At 61.5% G+C, this 12275-nt stretch carries 10 protein-coding genes and 1 pseudogene; 10 read left to right on the forward strand and 1 reads right to left on the reverse strand.

Going from position 1 to position 12275, the window contains the following annotated elements; genetic code table 11:
* Positions 1–7 precede the first annotated feature (7 nt).
* The 9 genes and pseudogenes from ACI8U3_RS04735 to ACI8U3_RS04775 all read left to right on the forward strand — a co-directional run bounded on the left by ACI8U3_RS04735 (position 8) and on the right by ACI8U3_RS04775 (position 9318).
* Entirely contained in the window at positions 8–823 is an 816-nt protein-coding gene (locus tag ACI8U3_RS04735; protein ID WP_415013716.1) for a SirB1 family protein, read from the forward strand.
* A 73-nt stretch (positions 824–896) separates the two neighbouring features.
* On the forward strand, positions 897–1838 hold the full coding sequence (gene gshB, locus ACI8U3_RS04740) for a glutathione synthase (protein WP_415013717.1): 942 nt from the start codon (positions 897–899) through the stop codon (positions 1836–1838).
* Between the two features lie 71 nt (positions 1839–1909).
* Positions 1910–2551: pseudogene (locus ACI8U3_RS04745) on the forward strand (magnesium chelatase domain-containing protein); the annotation flags it as partial.
* Between the two features lie 115 nt (positions 2552–2666).
* Positions 2667–3872 carry a DNA-methyltransferase gene (locus ACI8U3_RS04750; protein WP_415013718.1) on the forward strand — a complete coding sequence of 402 codons (1206 nt, stop codon included), beginning with the start codon at positions 2667–2669 and terminating at the stop codon, positions 3870–3872.
* A 71-nt stretch (positions 3873–3943) separates the two neighbouring features.
* On the forward strand, positions 3944–5668 hold the full coding sequence (locus ACI8U3_RS04755; protein WP_415013719.1) for an AAA family ATPase: 1725 nt from the start codon (positions 3944–3946) through the stop codon (positions 5666–5668).
* A gap of 4 nt (positions 5669–5672) precedes the next feature.
* Positions 5673–6920: a hypothetical protein gene (locus ACI8U3_RS04760; protein ID WP_415013720.1), complete on the forward strand. Its 1248-nt coding sequence runs from the start codon at positions 5673–5675 to the stop codon at positions 6918–6920.
* Positions 6921–7052: 132 nt separating this feature from the next.
* Positions 7053–7649, forward strand: coding sequence for a recombinase family protein (locus tag ACI8U3_RS04765; protein WP_415013721.1), 597 nt, complete (start codon positions 7053–7055; stop codon positions 7647–7649).
* A gap of 275 nt (positions 7650–7924) precedes the next feature.
* Positions 7925–8770: a hypothetical protein gene (locus tag ACI8U3_RS04770; RefSeq protein ID WP_415013722.1), complete on the forward strand. Its 846-nt coding sequence runs from the start codon at positions 7925–7927 to the stop codon at positions 8768–8770.
* A 29-nt stretch (positions 8771–8799) separates the two neighbouring features.
* Entirely contained in the window at positions 8800–9318 is a 519-nt protein-coding gene (locus ACI8U3_RS04775) for a hypothetical protein (protein WP_415013723.1), read from the forward strand.
* Between the two features lie 1154 nt (positions 9319–10472).
* On the opposite strand, the gene ACI8U3_RS04780 is transcribed toward ACI8U3_RS04775, so the two are convergent.
* The gene (locus ACI8U3_RS04780) at positions 10473–11183 is read right to left on the reverse strand and encodes a hypothetical protein (protein WP_415013724.1); all 711 of its coding nucleotides are present in this window, start codon (positions 11181–11183) and stop codon (positions 10473–10475) included.
* A gap of 322 nt (positions 11184–11505) precedes the next feature.
* Here ACI8U3_RS04780 and ACI8U3_RS04785 point away from each other — a divergent pair, with 322 nt between their 5' ends.
* Complete coding sequence (locus tag ACI8U3_RS04785; protein ID WP_415013725.1) at positions 11506–12261, forward strand: DUF3800 domain-containing protein; 756 nt, start codon at positions 11506–11508, stop codon at positions 12259–12261.
* Positions 12262–12275 lie beyond the last annotated feature (14 nt).

A 12275-nucleotide genomic window follows, 5' to 3' on the forward strand; every position in this document is an offset into this window, starting at 1 on the left:
GGTCCATGTGACGCGCGAGGATGCGGAACAGGTTCTGACCGAGGCCGGAACAGCCGAGGACGACGCCTTCCCGCTTCTGGAGGCGGCCATCGCCTGCGCCATCCATGACTATCCGTTCCGGGAGACCGGGCCGGTGCGCACCCTGACCGCCAACGCCGCCGAGCGCCTGGCCGAACGTATGGCGCGGGAGTCCCCCGACGACGCCCTGGTGGAGACCATGGCCTCTGACCTGAGGCTGAACGGCGACCTGCTGCACTACGACGACCCGGCCAACACCGACATCATCGACGTGGCCGAGCGGCGGCGCGGCCTGTCGGCGACCCTGGCGGTGTTCTACATCCATGCGGCGGCGCAGGCGGGTCTGATCTGCCGGGGCGTGGATTTCCCGGGCCACTTCCTGCTGCGGGTGGAGACGCCGGACGGCGCGGTGGCGCTGGACCCGTTCAGCCAGGGGCGCATCGTCATGCCGTCGGAGCTGACCCGCCGGGCGCTGATGGCCGGGCTGACGCCCCATGTGGCGGATCGGCTGGATCTGCTCATGGCGCCGGTGACGGACCGTCAGGCGCTGATCCGGCTGCAGAACATGCTGTATGTGCGCGCCCTCAGGCGGGAGGATTTCGAGGGCGCCGAGCGCTCCGCCGTCCGCCGCGTACTGCTGGACCCGGCGGATCACCGCCCCTGGCTGGACGTGGCGACAGCGCGCGAGAAACAGGGCGCCCTGGCCGGGGCGCTGGAGGCGCTGGACCGGGCGCGAGGTCTGGACGGTCACGGCGAGATGCACGCCCGCAGCGCCCATGACCGTATCCGCTTGCGCCTGAACTGACCCTCGCGGCTTGCGCCCGGCGCGCGCGGCGTCCATCTGCAAACCCTCAACGCCACGCTTCAAGGACACCGCCATGCTCAAGGTCGCCATCCAGATGGACCCCATCGAGGCGGTCAATATCGAGGCGGACACCACCTTCCTTCAGGCCATCACGGCGCAGGAGCGGGGGCACCGTCTGTGGGTCTATGACGTGGCCACCCTGGCGCTGGAGGACGGGCGGCTGTTCTGCCGCGCGCGGCCGGTGACCCTGCGCCAGACGGTGGGTGACCATGTGACCTTCGGCGAGTGGGTGAAGCTGGACCTGGCCGAGGACGTCGACGTGATCCTGATGCGTCAGGACCCGCCCTTCGACATGGCCTATGTGACCGCCACCTATCTGCTGGAGACGATCCATCCCCGGACCCTGGTGGTCAATGATCCCACCGAGGTCCGCAACGCTCCGGAAAAGCTGTTCGCCACCCGCTTCGCCGGGCTGCAGCCGCCCACCCTGATCTCCTCGGACCCGGTGGCCCTGGCCGATTTCCACCAGCGGCACGGGGACGTGGTGCTCAAGCCCCTGCACGGGGCGGCGGGCTCGGGCGTGGTGCGGCTGAAGGCGGATGATCCGAATCTGGAAGCGCTGGTGGAGATCCACGCCGGGATCAGCCGCGACCAGCTGGTGATCCAGAAATTCGTGCCGGCCGTGGAGGCCGGCGACAAGCGCGTCATCCTGATCGACGGCGAGCCGGTGGGCGCCATCAACCGGGTGCCGCTGAAGGGCCATGTGCGCTCCAACCTGCGCGTCGGCGGCCGCGCCGAGGCGGTGGAGCTGACCGCCCGCGACCGCGAAATCTGCGCCGCCCTGGCGCCGGAGCTCAAGCGGCGCGGGCTGATCTTCGTGGGGATCGACGTGATCGGCGACTATCTGACCGAGATCAACGTCACCTCACCCACCGGGGCGGTGCAGCTGAAAGAGTTCACCGGCATCAACGCCGCCGCCCTGATGTGGGACGTGATCGAGGCCAAGGTCGGCTGATCGCCGAACGGCGCTCTTGCAATAACGAATCGTTCATGCTTCGTTCTCACTTGGGAACGGAGGGCTCGGTCATGCTGGCCAGCGTGGTGACGGTGGCGTTTGACGGGGTGGACGCCCGGCGCGTGGACGTGCAGGTCCAGCAGCTCAGCGGCGACCACGGTCATTTCAATATCGTGGGCCTGCCGGACAAGGCGGTGGCGGAGAGCCGGGAGCGGGTGCGCGGGGCGTTCGCGGGCATCGGCCTGGCCTTCCCATCGAAAAAGGTGATCGCCAATCTGGCGCCTGCGGACTTGCCCAAGGAAGGCAGCCATTTCGACCTGCCCATCGCCCTGGCGCTTCTGGCGTCCATGGGGGTGATTGCGCCGGATGCGTTGTCAGACTGGGCGGCGCTGGGGGAGCTGGGGCTGGACGGGCGCATCGCCCCGGTGGGCGGGACCCTGCCCGCCGCCGTGGCCGCCGCCGCCATGGGGCTGGGCCTGATCTGCCCGGAGGCCAACGGCCCGGAGGCGGCGTGGGCCGGCGAGGTGTCGGTGCTGGCGCCCCGGTCGCTGATCGGGGTCATCAACCATTTCAAGGGTGTGCAGGTGCTGCGCGCGCCCGAGCCGGGGCCGGTCAAGGCGGCGGCGGGCGGCCCGGATCTGCGCGAGGTCAAGGGCCAGGAAAGCGCCAAGCGGGCACTGGAGGTGGCGGCGGCCGGGGGACACAATCTGCTCCGCTTATATGTTTAACATACCACATTCCGTTGCGCAGATAGGTTCGGTTACAGGAGACGGCTTGCGTAGGCGAAGGGAGGCTTTACCATCCGGCCGACTGATTTGGGGCCAACGCGTGACGAACCTTCCCGACATTAAACCCCAGACGCAGCACGCCAGACTTAGTAGGGAAAAGTATATTGGCGTTGAAGGTCAGTTTCGCCTAAGCGACATTGCGGCGGCCTGCGGCATGAGCCCGGTATATGTCGCCCGCGTCTTGGGAAGGAAGGCCTTTTACTCGGTCGACGATGCGCTCTTGCTGCTGGACGATGACGCGTTTTCTGAAACACTCGTCCCTCGAAGCAAGGTGCTTGACTGGCTTCTTTCAGCGAAGGGCGGCACCCGCTCGGTCTCCCTGCCGGAACTGAGAGACGGCTACGCGTTGGTGCTGCAGGATGCCCTGGATTTCATCCGGTCGCTTCCATCAGAGTCAGTCAACTGCGTCGTCACGTCGACGCCCTACTGGGGCTTACGCGTCTACAAGGACTCAAAAGAGCGGGTTTGGGCAGATGGCGATTCCGCCGTCTTCGGTCACGAACAAACTCCGGAAGCCTTCGTGCGGCACACCACGGAGGTCCTGCACGAACTCCTCAGGGTGCTTACGCCTACGGGATCCATCTGGTGGAACGTAATGGACACGTTCAACACCCGGACCCAAATCCGGGGAAATGCGGTTGAGGCCCTGCGCGCAATGCAAGGTCAGGATAAGCGCACCTGGGCGGAGCATGGCTGCAGACGGTACAGCGCGGGCCACAGCTACCTCAAAGATGGTGAGCAGTGTTTGATCCCGAGCCGAATTGCTGAACGCGCCGGTCGGATCGGGCTGTACGTTAAAAGCGTCATCACTTGGGACAAAACGAGCACCCTTCCGGAACCGCAAGACAGTCGCGTGAGTCGCAACCTAGAATACGTTCTGCATCTCACCAAAGTTCGCGCGCCGCAGTTCGATAAATCCGCATATCGGGAACTTAGTCCCGCTTTGGGCGGACGAAACTCCGAATGGGAAACGGATAAGCTTTCTGACGTTTGGACTCTCCCGACATCCAGCGGCGGTGAAGGCCATGGCGCTCAGTTTCCGCTATCATTACCCGGACGGTGCATCGCACTATCCACGGGCCCAGGAGACGTCATCCTCGATCCATTCGTGGGATCGGGAACGACCGGCTTAGCGGCTCTGGCGTTAGGCCGAACTTTCATTGGCTCCGACGTTAGCTCGGAATATCTCGCTACAGCAGAACGCCGGCTTAGCGTTGCGGCCAGCAGCAAGGTCGCTGCGGAGTAGATACACTTCTCCCATTCCGCTTGAGCACGCGCCGCGATACGCTTGCGGTCAAGCTACGGCGGAGTCGGTGAGTGAAGCACGTCAAACCCTCGGCGGTACTGGAAGCGGCGCAACGCCTGCGGACAACGAATAACGTTCTATTCGGAGAATTTCTCGCTCTCAAACGCGACGGGATCGGGATCGGCAGTGCAGTTCCCCTGACCAGCACATCAACGGCTGAGAGCTTGCGCGCATTGATGGGAGTCTATCGGGCTGACGGGGCACCGGCGGTCCCAGACAAGCCATATTTCAATCCGTTCGACCGCAATCAGGGTTGGCGCATAGCGGGCTATCCTCGATCGGGGCCCCAAACAAACGTACCCACTAGTCCGCGGTTTCGTGACGTGGTGGTTCTTGACGACACCGGCACGACCAATTTTGTCAGCCTCAGTTCTAGCTACGTACCCGCTATGGCCAACGGACTGCTGACTCGGGTCACGTCGAAAAGCGCACCCAGAGTTCCACTCAGGCCACTGGCTGTTTGGGCAGCGCGACACAAGGAATTTCCGACAGAAGCCGACATATCGAGCGTGGTTGACGCATTCCTTGACGAATATTCTATTACAGAACAAGAACGGTCGTCGTTCTTCGAGGAGACAACCTCAATAGACGGCGAACTCTTCGAGGACGGTCCGCCCGACCTCGATGCCTTGTCTGGTCTGGTTCTCAGCGCGTTTCCGCCCGAGGCACCTACTGGACAATCCGCTGAGCCGCCCGCTGACCCGGCTCAAGCAGAGGATGCCGAAGCCGAAGCCGACCAGGAGTTGCCTGACGACCTTCTTGATGCATTGCGGCGAGAACTGATCATACCCGATGTGACTATCAGGCAGCTCGTTGCCCTCATCCGTTTAGGCCAAAACGTAATTCTCACCGGTCCGCCCGGAACAGGAAAGAGTACATTGGCAGAGCGCTTGGCTCGCATTGCTGCTCTTAATGACGAACGTTTTCACCTGCCGACATCGTCAGGATATCTGCCGACAACAGCAACGGCTGACTGGACCACGTTTGACACGATCGGCGGTTACATGCCGTCTGCGGACGGCCAGCTCGAGTTTAGCGAAGGTATGTTCCTCAAGGCCATCCGGTCCAACCGTTGGCTGGTCATTGATGAGTTCAACCGTTGCGATGCCGACAAGGCTCTAGGGCAGCTTTTTACAGTCTTGTCTGGACATGGTGTGGACTTGCCATTCTCGGATGGTGATGGCCAGACCATTTCGATTAAGCGCCACCAAGCTGATCGCGCGAGCAGCCTCGTGGGCGGAGAATATCGGATAGGTAAAGACTGGCGAATTATTGCCACCCTAAACTCGTCTGACCGCACCCATCTTTTCCAACTTTCATCTGCACTCATGCGCCGGTTTGCGGTCGTTCATGTCCCGGTGCCAACCGTAGAGGAAATGAGCGGTTGGCTCTCCACCCAAGCTTTAGAAGCATGGCTGCGCTTGCGAATCGAGGGGGTCGTGAGGGCGTTGGGAGCTCGCCGTCCGTTGGGGCCAGCGATCGTGATTGATCTCGTCGCCTACGTTCAGCACAGGGCGGCATCGATCCCAAACATCGGCACCGCCTTTGCCCCTGGAGATGACAGCGGACCCGTGGAAGATCCGATCCTAGAGGGCCTATTGGCGTACGTTGTGCCGCAGCTTGATGGCCTCGGGATCCAAGACTTGAAGGACGTTCTTCTCGACTTCGAGCCCTTGGTGCATCCGTCATCTGTCCCCGAACTGCATCGGCACTTCGCGGAGACATTCCGGATATAATGCTGTGACCGAGGAAGGCTCATGGCCTAATGCCTGGACGGAAAAGTCGGTAGATGCCGAGCTCGCGGCCGCCGAAGCTGCCCGACTGGGGTGGCTCTATGCGCAGCGCTTCACTCGGAAAAACCACGGGGGTGCCCTGCGCTTTTTGTCGAACTTGGGCGAACAGGACCTCCAGCGACTACGCCAGCTTCGCTTTCTTGCGTCCTCGGAAATTGCGGACTTCGTTCGAGCGGGCCAAGGTCTCATTGACAGATTGCCGCAAGCGACCTTCTCCAAAACCGTGTACGGCCACGAAGTCAGGGGCCGCATCAACTGGCCGGCGACTCTCAAGGCCCGCTTAGGCCAGGGCGGCGCTTCTCGCATATTGGCTCAGGACCAATCGGTTCGGCATTACGACGTTCCAGAGGCTAGGGCGGTAGCATTTGTTCTAGACGCGATCGAAACGGCTGCGGCGGGGCTAGCGCTAAGCACCGAGTTGGCCGACGTCGTCGGTACTGCTCGTAGGCTCCGATCCCACCCCACATTGTCAGGCATTTCGTCGCAATCGAGCTTGAGCGGAACCGACCAGCAACGGCTACGCGCATCGCGTGTGCGCGAGATCACGGAACTGATGCCTTCGGCCGTCAAGGCAGTTGAGGGGCTCCTGAGGGGTGACATCGCGCATCTTCGTCAGGAACTAACTGATCGAGGTTGGCTCCCCGCAGAGCCCGACAAGGTGTTTGAGCTGTGGCTCCTATTCACGATTGCGGAACAACTCGATGATGCGGGCTGGGCACTAACCGAACTCCGGCTATTGGCCACCGGACCGCGATCCGGGTCCCGACCGCTCTTCCGATTCGAAAAGGGGGCGGCCAGAATATCCCTGCTGTTCCAGGGCGTTCCGTCGGATTTCGTGTCAGCTAGCCGCTACAAGGACATCCTCAGCCTTTACAGCTTGGACGCCGCCATTAGACGACCGGACATCATCGCGACAGTGGAATGGCCTAGCGGTCGCTCACACCTGCTTGTGGAAGCGAAGCTCACCGAAAACGCGGGATACATTTTGGATAGCGTCTACAAGGTGTTCGGCTACCTTGGCGATTTTGCAGATGTGATCGAATCCGAAGGCCCAACCAAGGCAGCGCTCTGCGTCTGGGGCGGAGTGAACTTGACCGGGGCCCGAACAGGAAAGGAACAGATCGCCATTGTCGATGCGGCTGGGGTCCGCCAAGCCCAGATCGTTGATCTTCTGGAGGCGATGATCGCCGCGTAACTGGAAGTACACCCATGCGTGACGGCCGGGTGTTACACACCGCCACGCTTCAGCGCGTCACATTAGCCTTCCAGGTCGCCCGTTGTGACGGACGGCATTAGAGTTCCCCCTATTGTTACACCGCGGGGGACGATGGCGAGGATCGGGTACGCGCGGGTCAGCAGCGCGGGACAGGACTACAGTGCTCAGATCGAACGGCTCGCCGCTGCCGGATGCGCGCCGATCCGGGCGGAGAAGATTACCGGAGGGACGCGGTCGGGCCGGGACGAACTGCAGGCGATCATGGAGTTCGTGCGTGAGGGGGACGAACTCGTTGTAGTGCGCCTCGACCGGCTCGCGCGATCCACGCGGGACACCTTGAACATCGTCGCCGAACTGGAGGCTAAGGGGGCTAGTTTGCGCGTCCTTGAACCCGAGATCAGCACGGGCGGGGATCTCGGCCGGATCGTTATCACCACCTTGGGGATGGTTGCCGAGCTGGAGCGATCTTTCCTTCGTGAGCGCCAGAAGACCGGGATAGCGGCCGCCAAGAAGCGAGGCGTTTACAAGGGGCGCCGGAAGACGATCGATCGTCATACTATTCGTGCACTTGCGGCTCAGGGCGTAGGCCCGACGAAGATTGCCGACGAACTCGGGATCAGTCGCATGTCTGTGTACCGGATCTTAAAGGCCGCATCCCAACTTGGGCTGGGCGACGAAAGCGGCACCCGCCCTCCAAAAAGTTGCTGACACAACTCCACGGCATGGTAATTTTCAAAAATCGGAACAGCCGGGCGGTAGAGTCCCGACTGTGGGTTTCACCCCCTCGCGCTTGATTCCAAGCAACCGGGCACTCGTAGGTCTTTAGGTAGACCATCCGCTGAGGCTAAAAGGATCTCAGCACGCCGCTCCGAACGGCATCACTTGAACCCACTGGCACAGTGCCAATGGGAGAGTGGTGCTGTGTTCGTTGAGCCATGCCCCTACTCTCTCTCGCTGTGTCTCTTGTCTAGGAGACATATTGAATGACTACCGCAATCACCCATGCTCTCGACGCCACCCTTGAGGCGGCCAAGGTCGAAATCCAGACAATTCTGGACGCTCAGCGCACCGAAGCAATCCGTTTTGCCGACAGCAGCCGCCAGCGGACCTATCGGGTGGCACAGCACCTGCTCCGCCTCGGTCGCGTCCTGCTGCTCGGCGACAATAGGGCTGAGTTCGCTAGCTTGCTCATGCGGAACGCCGTCACGGTGAGGGCGGGTACGAACGAGTGGGCATACGTCGTCGAGTTGGCTCTGCCCGGAGACAAGACGTGGAAGAACCGAGCCGGCGCCCTCCGCGCTCTCGACCACTACTGCTCGAAAGACGCCACCGACAAAGCAGCGGAGTTCATCGACAAGTTCGCCATTCAGACGGTCAAGAAAGCGACTGACGATACGGCCTTGGCAGATGCTATTGGCGATAGCCAGGCCGCCAGGTTGGATGGCTTGGCGCTCGTTGATCGGCTGAGACATCGTGACCCGCAGGCACCGACTGACGCGGATTTTCTGTCTGCCGCAAGGGCAGCCGAGCCGCTGAACATCGCGGATCTGAAAATTACAGATCCCAAGGCTGAGTTCGTGATGATCTGGGCGCAGGTCGTGAACGGCGGGGCGGTGCCCATGGCGGTGGTAGAGGGAAGTGAGGCGCTTGCGAAAAAGGCGGCGATCGCCACCGGGAAGCTACTCCACAGCAAGCCGTCTGGGCGGGAGCTCGAAGATGCTGTCGATCGCAAGGTTGGGGACTTTGTATTCGGTGATGAACTCGCGGGTACGACAGAGCCAACCTTCGTTCGCGAAGCCGGCGCGCTTACCGACGAGGTGGGCGAATGACGGGGAGATCGTCTGTCGAGGCGATGGTGATGTCAGAGGTCGTGGACGGACTGGGTGACGCCCAGTCCGTTATCACGACGGCCTATGCAGCAAGCCTTCTGCCAGAACCCTACCGAACAGCTTGGGAGGCGAGCCGAGACGCTCTTCGTGGCTACTACGACGAGCGCGATGTAATGCCCTTGGCCTGGGACGTGTGCGCCACGCCTGCGATGAAGCGCTACTACGGCAACATCAAGCACTTCCTAAAGGAATGTGCCGCCGCTTCAGCAAAGGGCTATTCGGACAAGCGCTTGGCAGTCGAAGTGCAAAACGGATATCGCCACTACAGCGATTTTAACATCATGTCTGATGTGGAAAAGTCTTGGTTCATAGATTTGAAAAGCTGTTATCGCTGGCGGTTGTTTCCTCGAAAGCTGACCAAGATGCTAGGGCACATGGGGCCTATCATGTGGATCATGACTGACGCAGATCGCCTAGAAGATTTTGACCTGAAGCTTCGCTCCGTCACGCGAGAATGGCTGGTACTGGCTCTCAGTGAGGCCGAGTGATGCCGTGGGCGGAATATCGCCCTGGAGCGGCTGCGTTCCGTCGCGGGTGGACCGTGGGGCTTCGGCATGAGTACGGAGGCGCCGGCAGCGTGTCCGCATGTTCCCAAGCCGTCGCAACTTTTCGAAGCACTTGCCCCGCCATCGACGTCGAGGAGTGGCATGACTCCCGATATTTCTATGTCCGCTTTCGCTATCGCTCGGAGGCAGCGCTGTTCAAGCTTACGACGGCCTGAGTATGCTCTTGGGCGTGCGCCCTGACGGGCTCCGGCTCCTCCGAGGATAAATAGAATCGAATGGGCGGGCTTCACCCGGCTCGCCCATTCACTTTCCCTCGGAGGTGCAGATGGCGAAGATTGATTGGCGACGAAATAGGCATCGGGGCCGGGACCAAGAGCCCGCTGTCACTCCGCCTCTAAGGAAGAAAGGTTGTTGGTCGCACATCAAACGGGAGCCGGTGCGGACTTACACCATGGCCGAAATCACCGCGTGGCAGAATACGTCGAAGGGCGGTGCGTAATGCTGCCCCCGGCCGTCAAAACGGTTTCTTACCGCGCATCGATCACCCACCTTGTGGAACAACTAAATCCGGCGCTGGCGGTCACGCTAGCGTTCAATCGGGATACCACGCCAGCCGGTGCCGCCCGCGACCTAAGGCACCTACACGCGCGTGTTGACCGAAAGATCCTCGGGCCGGGATGGGCGAAGCGGACGGTCGACCGAACCGCGTATGTCGCGGTGATCGAGCACGTCGATAGCAACCTTCACATTCACCTCGCCCTCAGCTGCGCCCCTCAATTTGTTGAGCAGGCAAGAGTGATCCTAGCGGACATCTGGAGGGAGATGGTTCCGACCGGCTCGGTTTTGGTGAAGGACGCTTTCGACATACCCGGGTGGGGCCGATACATAGCGAAAGCGATCACACCCTCGACCAGCGACCTGCTTCTCCTCTCGTAGAAGCCCTCGCCATAGGCCAATCCATGAGGCTGCGTTTTGCGACGCTAACGCTGCCGGATGGCCGCTAGACAGTCCGCTGCGAACTGGTCCCGCCAAGCTCGCAGTGGCTTATCCATGAACAGAACGAGCGCAAAGCAACGGTAGGAGACCTCCCGTCAGGACATGTGATGATTGGCTGGGTGACCATGGGGGCCGTGGCGCTAGGTGGAGCGAACACCCTTCGTGGAGACGAACACCTGCACCTTCTCCGGCTCCTTAAGGCCCCAGTGGTCGGCGTGCCCGCGGAACGTTAGACGGCGGAGTTTGCCAAACACGTCACGATACGTGATGAGGCCGAACACCGCATAGCCCCACTCGCCCGCCATGAAGCCGATCTCTTGATCGTCGGTGAGGGCGATCAGATCGGCCGCCAGAGTTTGGCTGGTATCGCATTGTCCGCCAATCTCCAGCCGCGAGGTGTGAACTGGGTTCTGGAAAGAGGCGCGTTCATCTTCCCACTTGTTAGACCGCCGCATGTCGATGCGCGCGGAGATTCGCTTGGCAGGGGTCTGGCCGGTGTTCCGGAGATCAATTGTCACCTTCGGGTATTCACCAACTTTGAAGTCCTCAATCTGGACTCGCCGAATCGAAAGGTAGGCTCTCATCTGCCTTTCCGCCGAGCGGCGGGTGACATCTACGATTTCCTCCGCGCTATTGGCGGCCCGGCGCGTTTCGCGAAAAGTGATGTAGATGAGGACGATGCCCGCCGCACTCAGGAGGGCCTGAGCGAGCGCGGTCCAGAACATCGCTTGCGCCCAAATCGCCATGTCCTCTTGGGCGTCCAGATCGCGTTGTTCGCGCTCGGCATCAGCGTCTGTGTTCTGGGCTTCAAGGGCGCTGGCCAGGCGGCCTAGGTCAGTCGCGATCTGCACATTCTGAGCGCGGCCGCTGTCGCTTTCGCGGGTGCCGGCCGCGCGCCTCGGGTCGTCACTTGGGCTTTGCCCAGCGCATAGGACCGCTACAACAACCGCACATATCGAGAGTGGTGTCCGCCCCATGGAGGCGAGCTAATGCGTGATAGCGAGAACATGCAACGCTTCGACGCGCTGCTAGACGCCCTGCTCACCAAACCCTGACCATATCCGAAGGTGAAGCAGCAGCCGCGCCCTCAGCCGGAGGACGGCGATCTGCGCGATGGGGACGCGGAGTAGCGCCAACCGGGTGGACATGCTCTCCTCCGTCCAGGAGGGCGCAATGTACTTGATGTATGTGGACGAAAGCGGCGACACGGGGCTTCTAAACTCCCCGACCCGCTATTTTGCCCTGTCCGGGCTGGCGGTTCACGAAAGCCGGTGGCGGGAATTTCTAGACCACCTGGTAGCCTTCCGGCGGACGCTGAAGGCGGTTCACGGCCTGCCACTCCGGACTGAAATCCATGCCTCCGCATATGTCCGCAGCGCACCTATCGCGGGGATGGCTAAACACGTCCGGCTTACGATCCTTCGGCAATTCGCCGACGAGATGGCCAAGGTGAACTACGTCAAGTTCACCAACGTTATCGTAGATAAGCAGGGGAAGCCGCCGAACTACGACGTGTTCGAAAATGCGTGGCAGGCGCTATTCCAGCGGTTTGAGAACACTATAGCGGCCGGTCACTTTCCGGGCGCTCACCGAGCCGACAAAGGCATGGTGATCACGGACGCTACGGACGGGCGGCGGCTTACTCGCCTTGTTCGCCGCATGGGAACCCACAACGTCATACCCGGCATGGGCGGCCTCCCCGCCCGCAACATGCCAATGGTAAGGGTCATAGAGGACCCGCACGGCAAGAACTCCGCGGACAGCTATTTCATTCAGGCCTGCGACACGGTTGCGTACCTGCTTCACCAGAAATATGCCCCTTGCGCATACGTTCGAAAGCAGGGTGCCCGGCAGTATTTCAACAGACTTCTACCCGTCCTGAACACGCAGGCGAGCAGAGCCAACGGCTTTGGTATCGTGCAGCTGTAAATAAAAGGGGGAGG

Origin of the sequence: Brevundimonas sp. (assembly GCF_047617075.1) — a bacterium.
Classification (GTDB): Bacteria; Pseudomonadota; Alphaproteobacteria; order Caulobacterales; family Caulobacteraceae; genus Brevundimonas.